General features: G+C 73.9%; 21 protein-coding genes. 7 read left to right on the top strand and 14 right to left on the bottom strand.

Annotation, left to right across the window (positions count from 1 at the left end; all coding sequences use genetic code 11):
• Positions 1 to 63 precede the first annotated feature (63 nt).
• The 3 genes from MTO91_RS08065 to MTO91_RS08055 form a co-directional block, all read right to left on the bottom strand.
• Positions 64 to 1752 (bottom strand): ribonuclease J, encoded by a 1689-nt coding sequence (locus MTO91_RS08065; protein ID WP_476654834.1) that lies wholly within the window; start codon positions 1750 to 1752, stop codon positions 64 to 66.
• 147 nt (positions 1753 to 1899) lie between these two features.
• Positions 1900 to 2931: a 4-hydroxy-tetrahydrodipicolinate synthase gene (gene dapA, locus MTO91_RS08060; RefSeq protein ID WP_179760681.1), complete on the bottom strand. Its 1032-nt coding sequence runs from the start codon at positions 2929 to 2931 to the stop codon at positions 1900 to 1902.
• Positions 2932 to 2969: 38 nt separating this feature from the next.
• The gene (locus MTO91_RS08055) at positions 2970 to 3596 is read right to left on the bottom strand and encodes a TIGR03085 family metal-binding protein (RefSeq protein ID WP_062401167.1); all 627 of its coding nucleotides are present in this window, start codon (positions 3594 to 3596) and stop codon (positions 2970 to 2972) included.
• A 165-nt stretch (positions 3597 to 3761) separates the two neighbouring features.
• On the opposite strand from MTO91_RS08055, the gene MTO91_RS08050 reads away from it, so the two are divergent.
• The gene (locus tag MTO91_RS08050; protein ID WP_100880029.1) at positions 3762 to 5075 is read left to right on the top strand and encodes an MFS transporter; all 1314 of its coding nucleotides are present in this window, start codon (positions 3762 to 3764) and stop codon (positions 5073 to 5075) included.
• Between the two features lie 190 nt (positions 5076 to 5265).
• Positions 5266 to 6009 (top strand): Crp/Fnr family transcriptional regulator, encoded by a 744-nt coding sequence (locus MTO91_RS08045; RefSeq protein ID WP_357439081.1) that lies wholly within the window; start codon positions 5266 to 5268, stop codon positions 6007 to 6009.
• 39 nt (positions 6010 to 6048) lie between these two features.
• Here the strand turns inward: MTO91_RS08045 and thyX are convergent, their stop codons facing one another.
• Positions 6049 to 6813 (bottom strand): FAD-dependent thymidylate synthase, encoded by a 765-nt coding sequence (thyX, locus tag MTO91_RS08040; protein WP_062401161.1) that lies wholly within the window; start codon positions 6811 to 6813, stop codon positions 6049 to 6051.
• 151 nt (positions 6814 to 6964) lie between these two features.
• On the opposite strand from thyX, the gene MTO91_RS08035 reads away from it, so the two are divergent.
• The 3 genes from MTO91_RS08035 (at position 6965) to MTO91_RS08025 (ending at position 9246) form a co-directional block, all read left to right on the top strand.
• Positions 6965 to 7537 (top strand): toxin-antitoxin system HicB family antitoxin, encoded by a 573-nt coding sequence (locus tag MTO91_RS08035; RefSeq protein ID WP_357439079.1) that lies wholly within the window; start codon positions 6965 to 6967, stop codon positions 7535 to 7537.
• Positions 7534 to 8736: a DUF4097 family beta strand repeat-containing protein gene (locus tag MTO91_RS08030; RefSeq protein WP_476654171.1), complete on the top strand. Its 1203-nt coding sequence runs from the start codon at positions 7534 to 7536 to the stop codon at positions 8734 to 8736. The genes MTO91_RS08035 and MTO91_RS08030 overlap by 4 nt, the downstream gene beginning before the upstream one ends.
• A 66-nt stretch (positions 8737 to 8802) precedes the next feature.
• Positions 8803 to 9246 (top strand): nitroreductase family deazaflavin-dependent oxidoreductase, encoded by a 444-nt coding sequence (locus tag MTO91_RS08025; RefSeq protein ID WP_476654170.1) that lies wholly within the window; start codon positions 8803 to 8805, stop codon positions 9244 to 9246.
• A gap of 4 nt (positions 9247 to 9250) precedes the next feature.
• On the opposite strand, the gene MTO91_RS08020 is transcribed toward MTO91_RS08025, so the two are convergent.
• The gene (locus MTO91_RS08020; protein ID WP_476654169.1) at positions 9251 to 10498 is read right to left on the bottom strand and encodes a winged helix-turn-helix domain-containing protein; all 1248 of its coding nucleotides are present in this window, start codon (positions 10496 to 10498) and stop codon (positions 9251 to 9253) included.
• A gap of 118 nt (positions 10499 to 10616) precedes the next feature.
• Positions 10617 to 11501, bottom strand: a complete 885-nt coding sequence (locus MTO91_RS08015; protein WP_476654168.1) for a dioxygenase family protein — start codon at positions 11499 to 11501, stop codon at positions 10617 to 10619.
• Between the two features lie 155 nt (positions 11502 to 11656).
• Here MTO91_RS08015 and MTO91_RS08010 point away from each other — a divergent pair, with 155 nt between their 5' ends.
• The gene (locus tag MTO91_RS08010) at positions 11657 to 12187 is read left to right on the top strand and encodes a GNAT family N-acetyltransferase (RefSeq protein WP_476654167.1); all 531 of its coding nucleotides are present in this window, start codon (positions 11657 to 11659) and stop codon (positions 12185 to 12187) included.
• 4 nt (positions 12188 to 12191) lie between these two features.
• Here MTO91_RS08010 and dapB read toward each other — a convergent pair whose 3' ends face one another.
• Together dapB and MTO91_RS08000 are read right to left on the bottom strand one after the other, a co-directional pair.
• Positions 12192 to 12941: a 4-hydroxy-tetrahydrodipicolinate reductase gene (gene dapB / locus MTO91_RS08005; RefSeq protein ID WP_476654166.1), complete on the bottom strand. Its 750-nt coding sequence runs from the start codon at positions 12939 to 12941 to the stop codon at positions 12192 to 12194.
• A 144-nt stretch (positions 12942 to 13085) separates the two neighbouring features.
• On the bottom strand, positions 13086 to 13565 hold the full coding sequence (locus tag MTO91_RS08000; RefSeq protein ID WP_020627871.1) for a DUF456 domain-containing protein: 480 nt from the start codon (positions 13563 to 13565) through the stop codon (positions 13086 to 13088).
• Between the two features lie 232 nt (positions 13566 to 13797).
• On the opposite strand from MTO91_RS08000, the gene MTO91_RS07995 reads away from it, so the two are divergent.
• The gene (locus MTO91_RS07995; protein ID WP_476654165.1) at positions 13798 to 14856 is read left to right on the top strand and encodes an ABC transporter permease; all 1059 of its coding nucleotides are present in this window, start codon (positions 13798 to 13800) and stop codon (positions 14854 to 14856) included.
• Positions 14857 to 14895: 39 nt separating this feature from the next.
• On the opposite strand, the gene MTO91_RS07990 is transcribed toward MTO91_RS07995, so the two are convergent.
• The 6 genes from MTO91_RS07990 to MTO91_RS07965 form a co-directional block, all read right to left on the bottom strand.
• Positions 14896 to 16206: a M16 family metallopeptidase gene (locus MTO91_RS07990; RefSeq protein ID WP_476654832.1), complete on the bottom strand. Its 1311-nt coding sequence runs from the start codon at positions 16204 to 16206 to the stop codon at positions 14896 to 14898.
• Positions 16207 to 16285: 79 nt separating this feature from the next.
• Positions 16286 to 18571 carry a polyribonucleotide nucleotidyltransferase gene (locus MTO91_RS07985; protein WP_405418556.1) on the bottom strand — a complete coding sequence of 762 codons (2286 nt, stop codon included), beginning with the start codon at positions 18569 to 18571 and terminating at the stop codon, positions 16286 to 16288.
• 242 nt (positions 18572 to 18813) lie between these two features.
• Positions 18814 to 19083: a 30S ribosomal protein S15 gene (rpsO, locus tag MTO91_RS07980; protein ID WP_020621572.1), complete on the bottom strand. Its 270-nt coding sequence runs from the start codon at positions 19081 to 19083 to the stop codon at positions 18814 to 18816.
• A gap of 168 nt (positions 19084 to 19251) precedes the next feature.
• Positions 19252 to 19782 carry a 2'-5' RNA ligase family protein gene (locus tag MTO91_RS07975; protein ID WP_476654164.1) on the bottom strand — a complete coding sequence of 177 codons (531 nt, stop codon included), beginning with the start codon at positions 19780 to 19782 and terminating at the stop codon, positions 19252 to 19254.
• Positions 19783 to 19794: 12 nt separating this feature from the next.
• On the bottom strand, positions 19795 to 20334 hold the full coding sequence (locus MTO91_RS07970) for a helix-turn-helix domain-containing protein (RefSeq protein ID WP_073578123.1): 540 nt from the start codon (positions 20332 to 20334) through the stop codon (positions 19795 to 19797).
• Positions 20335 to 20399: 65 nt separating this feature from the next.
• Positions 20400 to 21362: a bifunctional riboflavin kinase/FAD synthetase gene (locus MTO91_RS07965; RefSeq protein WP_208826613.1), complete on the bottom strand. Its 963-nt coding sequence runs from the start codon at positions 21360 to 21362 to the stop codon at positions 20400 to 20402.
• Positions 21363 to 21413: the final 51 nt, after the last annotated feature.

Raw genomic sequence — 21413 nt, 5'->3', positions numbered from 1 at the left:
CGGTTCGGTGATCGAACCGGGGACCGACGCGGGTGTGGAGGGGTCGACGACCCCTCCACACACTCAGACGGCGATGACCGTGGGGACGATCATGGGGCGGCGGCGGTAGGTGTCCGACACCCAGCGGCCGACGACGCGCCGCACGCCCTGGGCGATCCGGTGCGGGTCGGTGACGTTCTCGTTCTCCAGCCGGGACAGCTCGTCCTCGACCAGCGACTGGGCGGCGTCGAGCGCCTTGGGGTCGTCGGAGAACCCACGGCCGGACAGCGTCGGACGCGACAGCGCACGGCCGGTCTTGTGGTCGATCGCCACGTTGATCGCGATGAAACCGCCCTCGCCGAGCGCGATGCGGTCACCGAGAGTGGTCTCGCCCACGTCACCGACCGACAGCCCGTCGACGTAGACCTGCCCGACCTCGACCCGGCCGGTGATCGCCGCGCGGCCGTCGACGAGGTCCACGACCACGCCGTTCTCCGCGATGACCACCGACTCCTCGGGCACCCCCGTGCGACGCGCGAGCGCGGCGTTGGCCCGCAGGTGGCGCCACTCCCCGTGCACCGGCATGACGTTCGACGGGCGCACCGCGTTGTAGAGGAACAACAGCTCGCCGGCCGGGGCGTGCCCGGAGACGTGCACCTGGGCGTTGCCCTGGTGCACGACGGTCGCGCCGAGCCGGGTCAGCCCGTTGATCACGCCGAACACGGCGGTCTCGTTGCCCGGGATCAGCGAGCTGGCCAGGATGATCGTGTCGTCCGGACGGATCGTGATGCTGCGGTGGTCCCCGCGCGCCATCCGGGACAGCGCGGCGAGCGGCTCGCCCTGCGATCCGGTGGAGACGAGCACCAGCTTCTCGTCGGGCAGGCGCATCGCCTCGTCGATGTCGACGAGCAGCCCGTCGGGGATGTTCAGCAGCGAGTGGTCGTCGGCCAGGCCCATGTTGCGGACCATCGAGCGCCCGGTCAGGCACACCTTGCGGCCGTGCGCGTGCGCGGCGTCGAGCACCTGCTGGACACGGTGCACGTGGCTGGCGAAGCAGGCCAGGATGATCCGCGACGGCGCCCGGCGGACCAGGTCGGAGATGACCGGCCCGATGTCGGCCTCGGGGGTGACGAAGCCCGGCACCTCGGCGTTGGTGGAGTCGACCAGGAAGAGGTCGACGCCCTCCTCGCCCAGCCGGGAGAACCCGCCCAGGTCGGTGAGCCGCCCGTCGAGCGGGAGCTGGTCGAGCTTGATGTCGCCGGTGTGCAGCAGCAGTCCGGCGGGCGTGCGGATCGCGACGGCGACGGCGTCGGGGATCGAGTGGTTGACCGCGAAGTACTCGCAGTCCCACCCGCCGTGGGACACCCGGTCGCCCTCCTTGATCTCCTGCAGGTGCGGGGTCAGGCGGTGTTCCTTGCACTTGGCCGCGACCAGGGCGAGCGTGAACCGGGACCCGACGACGGGGATGTCCGGGCGCATGCGCAGCAGCCACGGCACGGCACCGATGTGGTCCTCGTGGCCATGGGTCAGCACGAGCGCGTCGATGTCGTCGAGGCGGCCCTCGAGGGTCCGGAAGTCGGGCAGGATCAGGTCGATGCCCGGCTCGGAGTCGGACGGGAACAGCACGCCGCAGTCGACGACGAGCAGCCGGCCCTCGTACTCGAAGACGGTCATGTTGCGACCGACCTCGCCGATGCCGCCGAGCGCGTAGACGCGCAGGCCGCCCCGTGCGAGGGCGGGTGGCGGGGCGTCCGGGAGCTCCGGGCGCTCGATGTTCTCCGGCGGCGCGGAGAGCGTCCGGCCGGGCCGGTTGCGTCGGTCGTTGCGCTGGGGACTCACAGGGGTTCGTGCCTCACATGGGTTCGTGTTCTCTGGTTCGTGTTCTCGGGGCCCGCTCGGGTGCGGAGCCGGCGCACCTGCTCAGGTGCGGTGGTATGCGACCTCGGCGCCGACGTCGGCTGCGGTGCGTCCGCCCAGGGCGCCGTGGCCGGGCTGGTAGGCGGGGGCGTTCGGGCGGGCCTGCGGGTCCAGCGCCACCCCGGCGACGGCGAGGTCGCCGGCGATCGCCGCGACCTGGTCCTCGGTGGCGGGCGGCAGCGGCAGCCGGGTGTCGCCGACGTCGATGCCGCGCAGCCGCAGTGCCGTCTTGGCGAACACCGCGCCGCCGACCCGGCCCATCCCGCGGATCACCGGGAGCATCGCGTAGTGCAGCGCACGGGCCCGCTGGTGTTCACCGGCGTGGTAGGCGTCGATCATGGCGCGCAGCCGGTCGGCGACGACGTGGCCGATCACGCTGACGAAACCGACCGCCCCGACCGAGAGCCACGGCAGGTTCACCGGGTCGTCGCCGGAGTAGTAGGCCAGCGTGGTCGTGGCGAGCACCTCGGTGCCGACCCGCAGGTCGTTGCGTGCGTCCTTCACCGCGACGATGCGCGGGTTCTGCGCCAGGCGCTGGAAGGTGTCGACATCGATGCCGATCACGCTGCGCGGCGGGATGTCGTAGAGCATCACCGGCAGGTCGCCCGCGTCGGCGACGGCGGTGAAGTGGGCGAGCAGGCCCTCCTGCGGCGGCCGCGAGTAGTACGGCGTCACCACGAGCAGTCCGTGCGCACCGGCGCGCTCCGCGCTGCGGGCCAGCTCGATCGAGTGCGCGGTGTCGTAGGTGCCCGCCCCGGCGACGATCGTCGCCCGGTCCCCCACCGCCGACACGACGGCGCGGATCAGCTCCGACTTCTCGATGTCCGACGTCGTCGGTCCCTCACCGGTCGTGCCGTTGACGACCAGCCCGTCGTTACCGAGATCGACCAGGTGGTTCGCCAGCTCCTCGGCCTTCGCCAGGTCCAGCTCGCCGTCGGCGTCGAACGGCGTGACCATCGCGGTCAGCACCTCGCCGAACGGTCGGCGCGGCGGGTGCTGCTGCCCGCCGGGGGCGGGCTCGGGACCGGTGCTCATGACTGGTGACGGTACCGCCCGGGGCCGACGGATCCCGGTCACATCCCGGACGGGGCGCCGCGGTAGGCCTCCACGTCGGCGGGCAGACCGGTCACCTCGACCCGCGCGGCGTCCCGGCCGAAGGCGTGCAGCACGAGCTCGGCGGGCTCGCCGGTCACCGTGACCACGCCGAAACCGGTCGCGACGACCTGGGTCGCACCCTCCGGGCGGGCCAGGACCACGCCGACCGGGCTGCGCCGGAACAGCAGCTTGGCCTGGGTGTGCAGCAGGTTCCACAGCTGTCCGTCGCGCTCCGGGTCGGACGGGCGGGGCTCCCAGCCGGGCTCCCCGCGGCGCAGATCCTCGTGGTGGACGAAGAACTCGGCGCCGTTGGCGATCTCGTCGACCTTGCCGACCTTGAACGGCGACCACGCGGGCGGGCCCTTGCGCAGGTCGTCGATCATGTTCGGCCAGGCCGCGGACGCGTAGCCGTCCATCGCCTTGTCGGTCATGCCCGACAGGGCGGGCACCACGATCCCCGCGGCGTTCCACGGCTGCCGCTCCCGCACCAGCAGGTGGGTGAGCAGGTCCCGGGCGTTCCACCCCTCGCACAACGTCGGGCGGTCGGGGCCCGAGCGTTCGAATTCGGCACACAGGGCGGCACGTTCGGCGGTGGCGAGGCTCACGCCCCCAACCTAGTCCGGCCCGCCCCGGGCCGCACCGCGCGACGAACGGTCGACAAACGGCTGACGGAACGCAGGCCATCTGTAGCCGGTGATACAGATCTCACCTGTCCGTGTCCGGATACTCCGGTCCGTCCCACTACACGCTTCTCGACGGGGAGAACACACGTGACGAACGCTGCCACCACGCAGCCGCCGCGGTCGATGCGCCGGATCGCGCTCGCGAGCATGACCGGCACGGTCATCGAGTTCTACGACTTCTTCATCTACGGCACCGCCGCGGCCCTGGTGTTCAACAAGGTCTTCTTCCCCGAGCTCGGGGCGGCGGCCGGTACCGCGCTCGCCCTGGCCACCTTCGGCGTCGCGTTCGTCGCGCGCCCGTTCGGGTCGGTCCTGTTCGGCCACTTCGGCGACCGGCTCGGCCGCAAGGGCACGCTGGTCACCACGCTGCTGCTGATGGGCTTCTCGACGCTGGCCATCGGCCTGCTGCCCACCACCGGCACGATCGGCGTCCTCGCGCCGATCCTGCTCGTGGTGCTGCGCATCCTGCAGGGCCTCGCCGTCGGCGGCGAGTGGGCCGGTGCCACGCTGCTGACCGCGGAGAACGCGCCGACCAAGGCGCGGGGCAAGTACGCCCTGTTCCCGCAGCTGGGCCCGTCGGTCGCGTTCGCGCTGGCGTCGGCGACCTTCCTGGTCACCGCGCTGACCATGAGCAACGAGGCGTTCCTGGCCTGGGGCTGGCGCATCCCGTTCATCGGGTCGGTGCTGCTCGTGGCCGTCGGGCTCTACGTGCGGCTCGCGCTGGAGGAGACCGCGGGCTTCAAGAACAGCGGCCCGGTCTCGACGAAGCTCCCGATCACCGAGGTCTTCACCAGCCGTCCGGCCGCGGTGTTCCTCGGCGCCGGCTCGACGACCGCGGTCTTCGCCTTCTTCTACATCGGCGTCACCTACCTGACCAGCTACGGCACCCAGCAGCTGCAGCTGCCGCGGCCGTCGGTGCTGGCCATGGGCATCGTCGGCGGCATCGTCTTCGCGCTGACGACGATCGCCTCGGCGATCCTGTCCGACCGGGTCGGGCGCCGGAAGATGGTCGTCGGCGGCAACATCGCCTCGGTCGTCGCCGGGCTCGTCGCGTTCCCGATCATCGACATCGGCACGGTGTGGTCGTTCGGTCTCGGCCTGTCGCTGGTGCTCGGCGTCGTCGGCATCGCCTACGGCCCGATCGGCGCCCAGCTGCCGGAGCTGTTCCCGACCCGGTTCCGCTACACCGGCGCCGGGATCGCCTACAACCTCGCCGGCGTCTTCGGCGGCGGCGTGGTCCCGCTGTTCGCCGCGGCGCTCGCCGCGTCGACGCTGGGCAGCCTCGGCATCGGCCTGCTGCTCTCGGCGGTCTCGCTGATCAGCCTGCTCTGCACGCTGGCCCTGCCGCAGACCGACGCGGACTCCCTCGCCGAGCAGGACGCACAGCTCGCGGCCGCCTGACCGGCCACCGGTGCGGCCCGTCCGGGCGGGCCGCACCGCACCCACCCGGTGCCGGCGGCCGCCGGCCGGCACCCCCGGACCCCGACGGCCCGGACGCACCCCTCGGCGTCCGGGTCGTCCCGCCTACCCGCAGGCGCCCCAGCCCGCTACCGTCCGGACGGACCATCGGCGACGGCCGGGAGGCGGGACCATGAGCAGCGGCGCGGCGCGGCGGCCCAACGGCTCCGTACGCGCGCTGCCCGCCCCCGATCTCGACGACCACCCGGTCTCGCCGTTCCTGACCGCCCCGTGGACGTCGCTGACCTCGCGGATCGCGCAGCTGGGCAGCCCCCGCCACTACGCCCGCGGCGAGCACGTCTACACCCAGGGCCAGCTGTCGTCGCGGTTCCACCTCGTCGTGTCCGGGCGGGTGCGGATCTACCTGCACCGGCCCGACGGCTCGGAACGCTCCCTGGCCTACGCCGAGCCCGGCGCCAGCCTCGGCGAGGCGGCCTGCGTCGACGGACGGCCGCGCCACCTCGCCTCGGTCTGCACCCGGCCGTCGGAGATCGTCTCGGTGAGCCGCGACGCGTTGCTGAGCGCCGCCCGCGAGGAGCCGGAACTGCTGCTCGAGATCACCCGACGGATCGCCTACAAGCAGCGCGTCATGCAGCTGCACGTGCTCATCGAGGGGCTGCCCGCCCGCGAGCGGATCATCCTGCTGCTCGGCCACCTGGTGGAGGCCTACGGCGAGATCGCGCTCGACGAGGTGGCCCGGCTGTCGATCCGCCCCGCCGTCGACGAGCTGGGGCTGCTCGTGGGGCTCACCCGGGTCACGACCAGCCGTGAGCTGTCCCGGCTGGTCGCGGAGGGCCTGCTGGAGAAGGAGGGACGCGGGTTCGTCGTGCGGGACCTACCGGACCTGCGACGACGGGTGCACGCCGTCCTGGCCTGAGCCGGTGCTCGGCGCCGGTACCCGCTCGGTGAGCCTCGCTCAGCCCTCGGCCACCAGTGGGCTGGAGGCGATCTCGGTGCCGTCGGCGAGGGTCTGGATCTGGAAGTCCGCGAACACGTTCGGCACCTCGACCTGCAGCTGGCGCAGGCACTCGACGGCGAGGTTGCGGATCTCGACGTCGGCGGCCTCGGAGGCGCGCATCGCGATGAAGTGCCGCCACGCCCGGTAGTTCCCGGTGACGACGATCTTGGTCTCGGTGGCGTTCGGCAGCACCGACCGCGCGGCCTGGCGGGCCTGCTTGCGCCGCAGCGTGCCGTTCGGCACGTCGGCGAAGCGCGCCTCCAGACCCTCGAGGAGCTTCTCGTAGGACGCGAGCGCGTCGGCCGAGGCCTGCAGGAACAGCTCGTGCAGCTCCGGGTCCTGGGCGATGACGTCGGGCTCCACCATCGCGGCGTCACGCTCGGGGACGTAGCGCTGCGAGAGCTGGGAGTAGGAGAAGTGGCGGTGCCGGATCAGCTCGTGGGTCAGGGAGCGCGAGATACCGGTCAGGTAGAAGCTGACCGAGCCGTGCTCGAGGACCGAGAGATGCCCGACCTCGAGGATGTGGGCGATGTAGCCGGCGTTGGTCGCGGTGCGCGGGTTCGGCTTGGTCCACGACTGGTAGCAGGCGCGGCCGGCGAACTCGGCCAGCGCCTGGCCGCCGTCGGCGTCGGTGGACCACGGGACGTCCGCGGGCGGGGTGAACTCGGTCTTCGCGACGAGCTGCACGGTCAGCGGGACGGTCTTCGGCGCGGTCTCCGGCATGCCGCGAGGGTAACGACCGGCGTCTCCGGCACCCGCCGGGCCCCGCGCCCGCACCGACGGTGGCGGCCGCGGCACCCCCGGTGCGCTGCGACGTCGCCACCGACGCCACGAACGAGTGGCGTGATGTCAGGAGTGACGCCATAGTGGTGTCATGGACCTCACGTCGTATGTCGCGCAGCTGCGCGACGACCTCGCCGCCGCGGCGGCCGCGGGCGACGAGCAGACCCGCCGCACGGCGGCTCTGCTCGGCTCCGCGATCGAGCCCGCCGCCCGGCTCGCGATCATGAACGCCCTGTCCGACCTGGCCTCGGAGGCGACCGCCGCGCTCGGCGACCGCTCGGTCGAGGTCCGCCTGCACGGCCGGGAGGTGCGCGTGTCGGTGTCCGGGGGCGACCCGGAGCCGGGACACTCCGCCACCCCGGACCCGGCCCCGGCGAGCGAGGGGACCTCGCCGTTCGGCGGCTTCCCGTTCGGCGGCGGCGCCTCCGGTGGCCCGACCTCCGGTGGCTCGCCGTTCTCCGGTGACGCCGGGGACATCAGCCGGGTCACCCTGCGCATCGTCGAGCAGATCAAGGCCCAGGCCGAGCGTGCCGCCCAGTCCCAGGGCGTCTCGCTCAACACCTGGGTGTCCCAGGCGGTGCAGGGGGCACTGGCCGGCGCGGAGGGACGCGCCGGCCGTCCGCACCGCGACGGGCGCAACCTGAGGGGATGGGTGCAGGGATGAGCGACGGACAGACGGGCCCCGGACCGGACGACGGCAGCGGTGACGCCACGCACGACGGCGACGCCCACACCGGCTCCCGGAGCCGCCCCACCGGGGAGAGCGGCGCCTCCACCGGCGCGAGTGGCGGCGACGGCGATGGCACCGGCCACACGCCGACCGGCGACACCGGCAGCGCGGGCACCGGCAGCACAGGCGGCGACAGCACAGGCGGCGGCCACGGCTCCACGGGCGGCGCCGGAACACCCTCCCGCAGCGAGCGGTTCGACTGCGCCGGCGCCGCCGAGATCGAGGTGACGACCGGCGCCGGCCGGGTCCGGATCGACCTGGTCGACGGGGCCGACGAGGTCCGCGCGGAGGTCACCGCCGACCGCAGCACCGCGCCGTGGTCCGGCGGCCTCGGCGGGCTGCTCGACTGGATCGGCAGCTCGATGACCGGCGGCTCCGGCGTGCCCCGGGCCGGGGCGGGCTGGTCCGGCCGCGGGTTCGACCCGATCGTCGGTGCCCCCTGGGAGGCCACCGGCGACCCGTCGGCGGACGCCGTCGACGCCGTCACCGTCGAGTGGTCGGCCTCGTCGCGACGCCTGGTGGTCCGCGGGCCGGACGACCCGGCCCTCGGCGCGGTGCCGCTCGTGGTCACCGTCTCCGCCCCCGCCGGGTCGCGGCCCGCGGTGCGGACCGGCGCGGCCTCGGTCGAGCTGACCGGCCGGGCGTCCTGGGCCGCGGTGCGGACCGGGTCCGGCGCGGCCCGCGTGGCCCAGGTGCACGGCGACGCCGACGTCACCACCGGGTCGGGGTCGATCGACCTGGGCACGTGCTCGGGCCGGGCGCATCTGCGTGCCGGCTCCGGCAGCGTCGAGGCCGGGTCGCTCGGCGACGCGTCGCGCATCCGGACCGGCAGCGGCGACGTCCGCGTCGGCGAGCTCACCGCGGACCTCGAGGTGCGCTCGGGGTCGGGGGACGTCGTCGTCGCCGACGCGGTCTCCGGTGACGTCCGGCTCGGCACCGGGTCGGGGTCGGTCCGGGTCGGGGTGCACTCCGGTGTGGCCGCCGAGCTGGACCTGTCGACCGGGTCGGGCCGCGCCCGATCCGAGCTCGACGTCCGCCACGACACCCCGTCCACGGCGCCCGCGGTGCGGCTGTCCGGACGCACCGGCAGCGGCGACGTCCTCGTGACCCGGGCGTCGGCCGCCGCGGTCTGACCCCGCGACCAGTTCCTCGCTCATCGAGATGATCGGTGAGCGAGGTACCGGCGTAGGCTCGGCGTCGTGGACCGCACCGAGATCGCCGCGACGAACGCCTCCATGACCGCCCGGGTGCTGCAGATGCCCGCCGGCCCCGTCCCCGACGGCGGCTACGCCCTGCGCGTGCTGCGTACCCGCGGGCGGCGCAGCGGGGAGCCGCGCGACACCCCGATCGGTGTCGTCGGGCACGGTGGTGCCGGCTACCTGGTCTCCCCCACCGGTGGGCGGGACTGGGTGCGCAACCTGCGGGCGACGCCGGAGTGCGCGATCCGCTCCGCCACGGGCGACGAGCCGCACCGCGCGGTCGAGCCCGGGCGCGCCGAGGCCGCGGCCGCCGTCGTCGGCTACCTGCGGGCGCTCGACGTGCCGTGGGCGCTGTCGGCGTTCCCGGTGCCGGCCGACGCCACCGAGGAACAGGTCGCCGAGCACCTGGACACGATCGCCGTGTTCCGCCTCGATCCCGCCTGACCCCTCAGCGGGCGGCGACCTCGGCGCGGAGCTCGGCGGCCAGATCGCCCCGCTCCCCCACGGCGACGCCGTCGAGCCCGAGCCAGCCCGCCATCGTCGCGAGCTCACCGGCCAGCTCGGCCGCGATCCGCGGGCGCGGGGCGCTCGCCCCGGGCTCGGCGAACACGCCGGGCACCCGCAGCACCCCGGCCGCCCGGTCGGCCTTGAGGTCGACCCGGCCGACCAGCTCGCCGTCGAGCAGGAACGGGAAGACGTAGTAGCCGTACTCCCGCTTCGGCTCCGGCACGTAGACCTCGATGCGGTAGCGGAACCCGAAGATCCGCTCGGTCCGGTCCCGCTCCCACACCAGCGGGTCGAACGGGCACAGCAGCGCCCGCCCGGTCACCGCGCGCGGCACCCGGGCCGCCGGGTCCCGGTAGGCGGGCCGGTCCCAGCCGCGCACGCTCACCGGCTCCAGGGCACCCGCGTCGACCAGCTCGGCGATCGCGGTGCGGGTGCGGTCCGGGCCGAGCCGGTAGTAGTCGCGCAGGTCGGTCTCGGTGCCGATCCCCAGCGCCGACGCGGACTTGGCCACGAGCTCGCGAGCGGCGTCCGCCGGATCCGGCTCGGGCAGCGCCAGGATCTCCGGCGGCAGGACCCGGGAGGGCAGGTCGTAGCGGCGTTCGAAGTGGACGCGCGTGCCGACCGACAGCTCCCCCGTCGCGAACAGGTACTCGCAGACCCGCTTGACCTCCGAGCGTTCCCACCAGGTCGCGCCGGGCGGACGCGGGCGCACCTCACCGGCCCGGCCGGCCGGGGCCAGCGCCTTCTCGATCGCCCCGGCGCCCATCGGCCCCGCCTCCGCGACGACGTCGAGGATGTCCCCGGCCAGCCGCGGGTGCTTCTCCAGCAGCGGCCCGTAGTGCTTCCACCACCGCCGCGGCAGCGTCTCGTGGGAGAGCAGCGGCCGGTCGACGACCGGGACGAGGCTCGCCTCGTGCGCCCAGGTCTCCACCAGCAGCCGCGGGCGGCGCGCGTCGGGCGACCAGGCGGCGTCGTCGAGGAGGGCGGCGGGATAGGCACCGAGCCTGCTGAACAGCGGCATGTAGTGCGCGCGCACCGCGATGTTGACCGAGTCGAGCTGCAGCAGCTTCACCCGGTCCAGCACCCGTCCGAGATGACGACGGGTGACCGGCCCGGACGGCCGCGGGTCGGTGAAGCCCTGGGCCGCGAGGAACGTCCGACGGGCGACGTCGGCTGAGATCGTGCGCACGGCCGGGATGCTGCCACGGGGCACCGACAGGATCCGGTACCGCCCGGACCGGTGGCCGGGCCGCACCACACCGGGCGGCAGCGGACCCGCGGCACCGCGCCGGATGACATCCGGCCGGTCAGCTGCCGGGCGGCGGGCCGCCGGCACCCGGCCCGCCACCGCCCGGGGCGGCTCCCGCGGCCGGCTCGGTGGTGGGGTCGACGGCGGCGGTCAGTGCGACCGTGTAGCCCGTGGCCGGGTCGCCGGTGACGGTCGCGAGCTGGAGGGCGCCGCCGTCGTCGCCGAAGACGTTGTCGGACGCCAGGCTCAGCTCGGCCAGGTTGGACACCGACTGCTCGTATCCCGTGGTGGCGTAGACGGTGTCGCAGTCGGCCTGCGGCAGGGCGACCTGCGAGGTGGCGACCGCGTCGGCGGCGTCGGTGATGTCGGCCTCGGAGGGGTAGACCTCGAAGTGGATGTGCGGCCAGCGCCCCTTGTAGCAGGCCGGGAAGATGCTGGTGAAGCGCACCTTCCCGTCGCTGCCGGCGACCTGGACCCCTCGCAGGTAGTTCTCGTCCTCCAGCCCCTCGGAGTACAGGGAGTACCGGCCGTCGCGATCGCAGTGCCAGACGTAGACCGCGGCACCCGCCATGCCCGCGGCGGCCATGTCGGTGATCGTCAGCTCGAGGGTCATCGGCACCCCGGCCGCGGTCGCCGAGCCGGTGCCGAAGCTCGACCGGATGTCGCTGCGCACCACCCCGGAGTCGGTGAGCACGTTCGCACCGTTGGAGCCGTCGCCGGGGTACGGACCCGCCGTCTCGTCCGGGATCTCGCCGGTCGTGGTCGCGGTCGTCGCCGACGGGGCCGCGGTACCGCAGGCCGCGAGCCCGGCGGTGACGGCGCCGACGCCGAGCACGGCCAGCATGCGGCGCCTGCTCAGCAGGGTGCCGAGGTCGAACCCGAGGCCCTGGTCGACGACCTCGTCGTCGGGGCGGGGCAGGTCACGGCCCTGGTAGCGGGGCATGGCGGGTCCTCCGGTGCGTCGTCGTCGGGAACTGTCGTGCGGAACCGACGACGACGCTAGGGACCGGGGATGGGGCGCGGATCGCAACGACCTGTGCGGCCGCTGTGGACCCGGGCGGTGACGCGGCCCGCGGGGTCGCACGGTAGGCATGACCCATGGCCACCGCGACCGTCCGCCCCGCCACCGATGACGACGTCGGCGCGATCATGGCGATCCAGGACCGCACCTGGCGCACCGCCTACGCCGGGCTGCTGCCCGAGGAGGCGTTCGCCGGGCTCACCTCGGACGCCGCGCGCTCGCACTGGAGCGACGCCGTGCACGCCGGGGACGGCTTCCACCTGTTCGTCGCCGTCGAGGGGGAAGAGACCGTCGGGTTCGCCGCCGCCGCCCGCTACGCCGGGGCCGACGGCATGGCGATCGCCGAGGTCAGCACGCTGCTCGTGGAGCCGCGCTGGGGCAGGCGCGGGCACGGCGGACGGCTGCTCGCCGCCGCCGCGGCCGCGCTGCGGGAGTCCGGCTCGGACTCGGGGCGCACCTGGGTGGCCGAGGCCGACACCGCCTCACGGAACTTCTACGGCCGCGCCGGCTGGGCACCCGACGGCGCGGTGCGCACGCTGGACACCGGCACGTCGACGCTGCGCGAGGTCCGCCACGCCGGGACGCTGGACCTGCACCTGGTCGACTGAGGGCTCAGCCGAGCCCGAGCAGCGGCTCCAGGCCGATGGTCAGGCCCGGGCGGTCGCGGACGGCGCGCACCGCGAGCAGCACCCCCGGCATGAAGCTGGTCCGGTTCATCGAGTCGTGGCGCAGGGTGAGCACCTCGCCGTCGGTGCCGAGGATGACCTCCTGGTGCGCGATCAGCCCGGGCATCCGGACCGCGTGCACGTGGACGCCCTCGACGACCGCGCCGCGGGCACCGTGCGGGTCGTCGGTGGTGGCGTCGGGGACCTCGCCGAGCCCGGCCTCGCGTCGTGCCGCGCCGATCACCGACGCGGTCCGCGCGGCGGTACCGGACGGCGCGTCGACCTTGCCGGCGTGGTGCAGCTCGACGACCTCGGCGGAGTCGAAGAAGCGGGCGGCCTGCGCCGCGAAGTGCATCATCAGCACGGCGCCGACCCCGAAGTTCGGGGCGACGAGCACGCTGCCGGAGCCGCGCTCGTCGAGGATCGCGCGGACCTCGTCGAACCTGGCGGCGTCGAAGCCGCTGGTCCCGACGACGGGCGCGACCCCGCGCGCCAGGCACTCCCGGATGTTGGCGATCGCGGCGCCGGGGTGGGTGAAGTCCACGGCGACGTCGGCGCCGTCGAGGGCGGACAGGTCGTCGTCCGCGTCCAGCGCGGCGACCAGCTCGGTGTCCCCGGCGGCCTCGACCGCCCGGCACACCTCGGAGCCCATCCGGCCCTTCGCCCCGAGGACCGCCACCTTGATCGTCCCGCTCACCCGTACACCTCGCGCACCTCGACGTCGTGGACCGCCGCGGAGTCTATGCAACGGCCCGGCGTGATCCCGGATCCGGCACCGGACCGGTCCCACGCCGGTGCGGACGGTGCCCGGTCCGCGACCGCGGGGCACGGTCGGCCGGGCTCAGCCGACGACCAGGCCGCCGATCCACACCGCGACCGTCACCAGCCCGGCCGCGAGCTCGATGAGGATGCTCCAGCCGACGGCGGTGAGCGCCTCGCGTGCCGAGCGCCAGGCGGTGGCGGCATCGGGCAGGCGGGCCAGCTCGGCCAGCCACACCCCGAGCACGAACCCGAGGAACAGCCCGACGACGGGCACGACGAAGAACCCGACGACCCCCAGCACGAGCCCCGCGAACAGGGTGCGCGTCGGGACCCCGGCGGCCTTGAGCCGGCGTCCCGGGAGCAGGTACTTCGCGACCTGACCGGCGACGGTGACGAGCACCGCGATGCCGAGCACCCACCACCCGACCGCGTCGCCGCGCGGGACCGCCCAGACCGCCACCCCGCCGACGATCAGCAGCGGCCCGGGCAGCACCGGCAGCACGATCCCGGCCAGGCCGACGAGCATCATCAGGCCGGCGACGACGGCGAGGGCGGTCATGACACCCAGCCTGCCAGCAGGTCACACGCGCCGAGCGGACGAACCCGCGATGACGGCCGGGTGTCATCATCACGAATGGGTACACGCTGTGAGCCGGGTCTACCGATTTCTGGTACTGGCGTGCCAGCCTCGATGTCACCCGAAACAGTGACACCCGCTCACCTGCGGTCGTCCCACCACCCGCGCGTGCCGGTCACCACCACCGCACCGCGGACGAACAGAGAAGAGCAGCGTGCTCCGGTACCTCCTGCGCAGGGGCGCCGGGTGGCTCGCGATGATCGTCGTCGCGACCAACCTGGTCTACTTCCTCGCGAACTCGTTCCTCGACCCCCGGGTCAACTACCTGCAGCTGCGGCCGCCGCGCACCGACGCGGAGATCGCCCGTTCGCTGGGCCAGTACAACCTGGACTCGAACGTCCCGGTCCTGGAGCGGTGGTGGATCTGGGTCACCGGGATCGTGACCCGGTGGGACTGGGGCACCAGCCCGATCGGTGACCCGGTGAACGCGCAGGTGGCGTTCCGCGTCGTGGTGTCCGGGCAGCTGGTGTTCTTCTCGCTGCTGCTGTCGATCGTGATCGGGGTGGCGCTCGGGGTCTACTCGGCCCAGCGCCAGTACCGGCTCGGTGACCGCGCCGCCCAGCTGACCTCGGTGTTCACCCTGAACATCCCGTCGGCGGTCGCGGCGCTGGCGGTCGTGTTCGTCGCCATCGCGATCAACCAGGGTGTCGGCGGGACGCTGTTCTACGTCGCGGGGTCCGAGTCGCCCGGGGTCACCGGGTTCTGGCCGCTGCTCCTCGACCGGGCCCAGCACCTGGTGCTGCCGACGATCTCGCTGCTGGTCATCTCCTACGCGGGCTACCACCTGCTGCAGCGCTCGATGCTGCTCGACGTGGTCAACTCCGACTACGTGCGGACCGCCCGGGCCAAGGGGCTGACCCGCAGGCAGGCCATCCGCCGCCACGGGCTGCGCAGCTCGATGATCCCGGTCGCCACCCAGGTGGCGTTCGCGATCCCGGCGCTGTTCACCGGCGCGGTGATCACCGAGAAGACCTTCGCCTGGCAGGGCATGGGCGACTACTTCATCCGCACCATCTCGACCAACGACATCCACGGCGTCGTCGCCACGGCGGCGTTCGGCGCGGTGACGACGGCGGTCGGCGCCATGCTCGCCGACGTCGCGGTCGTCGCCCTCGACCCAGTGACGGCACAGAGCCCCGGACCGCCCGGTCCGGGGCTCTGCCCGTCTCACCCACCACCCCGGATGCCCCGAGAGTCACTCTCGGGGCCGTAGAAGCCACGAAAGTGACCCTCGGAGCAGGTTCGGGGGAGGTCAGGCCAGGTCGCGCAGCGCGGCGGGGAGGTCGTCCACGTCGCCGTAGGGACCCACCACGGCCGCGGTGAGCGGCTGGGCCAGCAGCTCCCCCGCCAGCGCGGCGACCTCGGCCGGGGTGACGGCGTCGATGCGGGCCAGGCTGTCGGCCAGCGACCGCTGCCGCCCGTGGTCCAGCTCGGCGCGGCCGAGCCGGTTCATCCGCGACGCGGTGTCCTCGCAGCCCAGCACCAGTCCCCCGCGCAGGGCGCCCCGGGCGCGGACGACCTCGGCCTCGGTCAGGCCGTCGGCCGCGACCTCGCCGAGCACGTCACGCACCACGGCGACGACCTCGCCCAGCCGCTCCGGGGCGCACCCGGCGTACACCGACAGCGCGCCGGCGTCGGCGTAGCGGACGGTCGAGGAGTAGACCTGGTAGGCCAGTCCGCGCTGCTCGCGGACCTGCTGGAACAGCCGCGACGACAGTCCCCCGCCGAGGGCGGAGTTCAGCACCGCCAGCACCGGCAGGCCGCGCCCGGCGCGGCCCGCGGTGGGCACGCCGAGCATCATGTGGGCCTGCTCGGAGTCGTCGTCGAGCAGGCCGAGGGCTCCGGTGCGCACGGGGCGGGCCCCGGTCGCCGTCCGCGGCGGCACCGGGCGCGCGCCGGTGTGGCCCCGCGACGCACGGTCCAGTGCGGCGGCGACGAGCTCCGCGACGTGGTCGTGGTCCAGGTTCCCGGCCGCGGCGACGACCATCCGCGGCGCCGTGTACTCCCCGCGCCAGAAGCTGTGGAGGGTGTCGCGGCTCATCGCCCGGATCGAGTCCTCGGAGCCGATCACCGGGCGCCCGAGCGGGTGGTCGCCGAACAGGGTCTCGTCGAACAGGTCGCCGAGCAGGTCCTCCGGGTCGTCGTCGCGCATCGAGATCTCCTCGAGCACGACGCCCCGTTCCAGCTCGACGTCGGTGTGGGCCAGCTCGGCGTCGGTGACGACGTCGGCCAGCACGTCCACCGCCAGCGCCACGTCGGTGTCGAGGACGTGGGCGTAGTAGCAGGTGTGTTCCTTGGCGGTGAACGCGTTCAGCTCACCGCCGACGGCGTCCATCTCCTCGGCGATGCCTGCCGCGGTGCGCCGCCGGGTGCCCTTGAAGAGCAGGTGCTCCAGGAAGTGCGCGGCACCGGCCTGCTCGGGGGTCTCGTCGACCGAGCCGATCCCGATCCAGATGCCCAGCGCGACCGAGCGGACGCCCGGCACCGTCTCGGTGACGAGCCGGACCCCGCCGGGCAGGTCGCTGCGGCGGACCGTGTCGGTGGTGTCGTCGGCGGTGGCCACGGGCGGCGGGGACACGCGGGCGGCGGCCCGGGAGGGTTCCCGGGCCGCCGCCGCGTGGTCGTTCTCAGGTGCCAACAGTTCAGCTCGGGTTGGCGGCCTCGGCCGGGGCCTCGGCGTCGACGGCGACCTCGGCGGCCGGGGCCTCGGTGACGTCCGCGGAGGCGGACTCCTCGACCACCGGGATCAGCGAGATCTTGCCGCGGTTGTCGATGTCGGTGACCTCGACGCGCAGCTTGTCGCCGACCTTGACGACGTCCTCGACCTTGCTGATCCGCTTCCCGTTGCCGAGCTTCGAGATGTGGACCAGGCCGTCCTTGCCGGGGACGAGCGAGACGAAGGCACCGAACGCGGCGGCCTTGACCACCGTGCCGAGGAACCGCTCGCCGACCTTCGGCAGCTGCGGGTTGGCGATCGCGTTGATCATGCCGATCGCCTCCTCCGCGGAGGGGCCGTCGTTCGCACCGACGTAGATCGTGCCGTCGTCCTCGATCGAGATGTCGGCGCCGGTCTTCTCGGTGATCGAGTTGATCATCTTGCCCTTCGGGCCGATGACCTCGCCGATCTTGTCGACCGGGACCTTCACCGCGGTGACCCGCGGCGCGTACTTGCTCATCTCGTCCGGGCCGTCGATGGCCTCGCCGATCACCTCGAGGATGGTCAGGCGGGCGTCCTTGGCCTGGTTCAGCGCGGCGGCGAGCACCTCGGACGGGATGCCGTCCAGCTTGGTGTCCAGCTGCAGCGCCGTGACGAACTCCTTGGTCCCGGCGACCTTGAAGTCCATGTCGCCGAACGCGTCCTCGGCACCGAGGATGTCGGTCAGCGCGACGTAGCGCGTCTGGCCGTCGACCTCGTCGGACACCAGGCCCATCGCGATGCCCGCGACCGGCGCCTTCAGCGGCACACCGGCGTTGAGCAGCGACATCGTGGACGCGCAGACCGAGCCCATCGAGGTCGAGCCGTTCGAGCCGAGGGCCTCGGAGACCTGGCGGATCGCGTAGGGGAACTCCTCGCGGTTCGGCAGGACCGGGATCAGGGCCCGCTCGGCGAGCGCGCCGTGGCCGATCTCGCGGCGCTTCGGCGAGCCGACACGGCCGGTCTCACCGGTCGAGTACGGCGGGAAGTTGTAGTGGTGCAGGTAGCGCTTGCGCGTCTCCGGCCCCAGCTGGTCGATCTGCTGCTCCATGCGGAGCATGTTCAGCGTGGTGACGCCCATGATCTGGGTCTCGCCACGCTCGAACAGCGCCGAGCCGTGCGCCCGCGGGACGACCTCGACCTCGGCCGACAGCGGCCGGATGTCGGTCAGGCCGCGGCCGTCGATCCGGACCTGGTCGGTCAGGATGCGGCGGCGGACCAGCTTCTTGTTCAGCGAGCGGAAGGCGTTGCCGAGCTCGGACTCGCGGCCGACGAAGCGCTCGCCGAGCTTGTCCAGCACCGACGCCTTGATCTCGTCGGTCCGGGTCTCGCGCTCCTGCTTGCCGGCGATGGTCAGCGCCTGCGCCAGCTCCTGCTCGACGGCCTCGGAGACCGCCTCGAAGGCGTCCGGCTGGTAGGCCGGGAACACCGGGTAGTCGGCGGTCGGCTTGGCCGCGACGTCGGCCAGCTGCTGCTGGGCGACGCACAGGCTGCGGATGAACGGCTTCGCCGCCTCCAGCCCGTCCGCGACGACGCCCTCGGTCGGGGCGGTGGCCCCACCGGCGACGAGGTCGATGGTGTTCTCGGTGGCCTCGGCCTCGACCATCATGATCGCGACGTCGTCACCGACGATGCGGCCCGCGACGACCATGTCGAACGCGGCGCGGTCGAGCTGGTCGTGGGTCGGGAAGGCGACCCACTGGGTGTCGGTGCCCGCCTCGTTCGCGATGAGCGCGACGCGGACGCCGCCGACCGGGCCGGAGAACGGCAGGCCGGCGAGCTGGGTGGACGCCGACGCGGCGTTGATCGCCACGACGTCGTAGGGGTCCTTCGGGTCGAGCGACATGACCGTCACGACGACCTGGATCTCGTTGCGGAGACCGTCGACGAAGGACGGGCGCAGCGGGCGGTCGATGAGGCGGCAGGTCAGGATCGCGTCGGTGCCCGGGCGGCCCTCGCGGCGGAAGAACGAGCCGGGGATCCGGCCCGCGGCGTACATCCGCTCCTCGACGTCCACCGTGAGCGGGAAGAAGTCGAACTGGTCCTTCGGCCGCTTCGAGGCGGTCGTGGCGGACAGCAGCATGGTCTCGTCGTCGAGGTACGCGACGACGGACCCGGCGGCCTGGCGGGCGAGCCGGCCGGTCTCGAACCGGACGGTGCGGGTGCCGTAGGTGCCGTTGTCGATGACGGCGGTGCTCTCGTGCACGCCGTCCTCGGAGATGACGTCAGTCATACGGGGGTGTTCTCCTCGTCGTTGGGAGTGGTCTTCGTCTACCCCCACCACCGTGGCGCCGGCTCGATCCCCTGCTGGGCCGGTCTTCGATCGAAGCCCCCGGCCGCGCGTCGCGCTCCGGGGGCCACTACCGAGGACCGGCGGATGTCCGGTCGCCCGAGTGGCGGGCTCTGTTCAGTTGTGTCGCTCGGTGTTACGGAACGACCCGGCACCGGGAACCGGTGCCGGGTCGGCCGGGCGGGTCAGCGGCGCAGACCCAGCTTCTCGATCAGCGCGCGGTAGCGGGCGACGTCCACCTCGCGCAGGTACTTGAGCAGCCGGCGACGACGACCGACCAGCAGCAGCAGGCCGCGCCGGCTGTGGTGGTCGTGCTTGTGCTGCTTCAGGTGCTCGGTCAGGCCGACGATGCGCTGCGTCAGCAGCGCGACCTGGGCCTCGGGGGACCCGGTGTCGGTGGCGTGGGTGCCGTACTGCTCGAGCGTGCTCTTCTTCTCGGCGGTGGTCAGTGCCACTGCTCAACTCCTTCATCCTTGAGACGGTCCGTGGGGCCGTGACGTCCGACGAAACCCGGATGAACCGGGGGGGGACGGCAGGAAGTCGGTCTCGGCCGCCACGGACTGCAGCCGGACCCGGTGTGAAACGGTACCAGCGACGGGTGCGCCGACCGCCGCCGACCCGTGTCACCCCGGTGTGCGGTCCGGTGTGCCGGGGCGCAGCGGGACCCGGTGGACCACGGTGTAGCGCGCACCGGGCTCGCTGCGCACGAGCACCGCCTCCCCCGGTGTCCACCAGGGGCCCGCGGCGATGTCGTCGCCGCCCACGGTCGCGTCCCCGCGGCGCCGGTCCCACCGGGCCAGGGTGACGTGCGGGCGGTACGGCCGGGGCCCCGTCGCACCGGCCCGGGCGGCCAGCTCGGCGAGGGCGCCCGCGGCGGGGCCGTCGCGCTCCTCGACCCCGGCCCACAGCACGCCCGGGAAGGTGCCGGTGCCGGCGATCCGCAGCCGGGGCGCGACGGCGCCGGTCAGCGCGATGTCCAGGGTCGCGGCGCGGGCGTCCGGGTCGTCGTCGCCGTGGAAGCACAGCGTCACGTGCCAGGTCGACGGGCCGGCCCGGCGCGCGCCGTCCGGGAGCGGGGACGGGGCCCCGCCGAGTGCGCGGGTCAGCGCCGCCACCGCCCCGGGCGGCGGCCACAGCGCGGTGAACAGCCGCATCCGCACAGCCTGTCAGCGCCGTCCGGCGGCGGCCCGGCGCAGCACCTCCGCGATCTCCGGGAACGCCGGCGCCAGCTCGGCCGCCGCCGCGACGAGCCGGGCCGGTGCGCTCACCCCGCGCAGCGCGTCCTCCGCGGTCGGCTCGGCCGGGGCCCGTCGCGGTCGCGGCACCGCCGGCCCGGTGGCGGGGGTCTGCTCGGCGCAGCGGCAGGCGCCGGTGGGGCCCCACGGCGTCGGCTCCTGGCGGACCCGGGCCAGCAGCACGTCGCGCTCGGCGTCGGGCACCGGGCCGTGCGCGAGCCGCCGGTCCAGCGCGGTCATCCGGCCCAGCACCGCCGGGTCCCCGATCTTGACCCGGCGCCCACCCGCCAGCTGGGACAGCATCGCCGGGCTCAGCCCGACCGCGGCCGCGAGGCGGGCCTGGGTGATGCCGAGACCGGTCGTGAGCCGGCGGATGCGCTCGTCGAGGGGCTCGCCGTAGATCGCGCTCTGGCGGTCGCGGTTGCGCGCGATCTCCTGCGCCACCGGGTCCGCGGTGCGGGGGTCGTCCATGCCGGACAGCCTCGGCGACCACGCGGTGCGGGCGTGGACGTTCGGCCCCGGCAGGGGGTTTTCACCTAACCCGGAGCCCCGTCGGGTCCGGTCGCGTCGCCGGCCGCGGTGAGGATCTCGCGGCAGGTCGCGACGTCGCGGCCCATCTGCGCGACGAGCGCCTCGATGCCGTCGTAGTGCTCCTGGCCGCGCAGCCGCTCGACGAACTCGACGCCGACCTCGTGGCCGTAGAAGTTCTCGTCGACGTCGAGCACGTAGACCTCGACGGTGCGCACCCGCCCGGAGAACGTGGGGTTGGTCCCCACCGAGACGGCGCCCATCAGGCGGCGGTCGCCGATGCGGAACCAGCCCGCGTAGACGCCGTCGGCGGGGATCGCCGTGTGCGGCGGGCTGGCGACGTTCGCCGTCGGATAGCCCAGGTCACGGCCACGCTTGTGGCCGTGCACGATCACGCCGTCCACCCGGTGCCAGCGGCCCAGCGCGTGCGCGGCGTCGCGGACGGCCCCGGCATCGATGCAGGACCGGATGTAGGTGGAGGAGAAGGTCACGTCGCGGTCGGAGACCAGGTCGAGGGCCTCGCAGGCGAACCCGAAGCGACGGCCCAGCTCGGCGAGGGTCCCGACGTCGCCCTCGGCCCGGTGGCCGAAGGTGAAGTTGCTGCCCACGACGACGACGGCCGCGTGCAGCCGGTCCACCAGCACCTCGTGCGCGAACCCGGCGGGCGCCATCCGGGACAGCGACTCGGTGAACGGGATGACGCAGAAGACGTCCGCGCCCGCCTCGGCCACGAGCTCCGCCCGCCGGTCGAGTGTGGACAGCCGCGCCGGGTGCGTGCCCGGCCGGATCAGCTCGGCCGGGTGCGGGTCGAACGTCACGACGACGGCGGGCAGGCCGCGTTCGTGCGCCCGTTCCACCGCGCGGGCGATCAGCTGCCGGTGTCCCCGGTGCACCCCGTCGAACACGCCGACGGTGACGACGCACCGGCCCCAGCCGGGCGGAACCGCCTCCAGACCACGCCACCGCTGCACGGCCGCGAGCCTAGGCGAACCGGGTGGGATCCCGCGCAGCGGGCGACCGCG

It is taken from the genome of Pseudonocardia sp. 2-7 (assembly GCF_056341085.1).
This window is presented reverse-complemented; position numbering and strand designations above follow the sequence as displayed.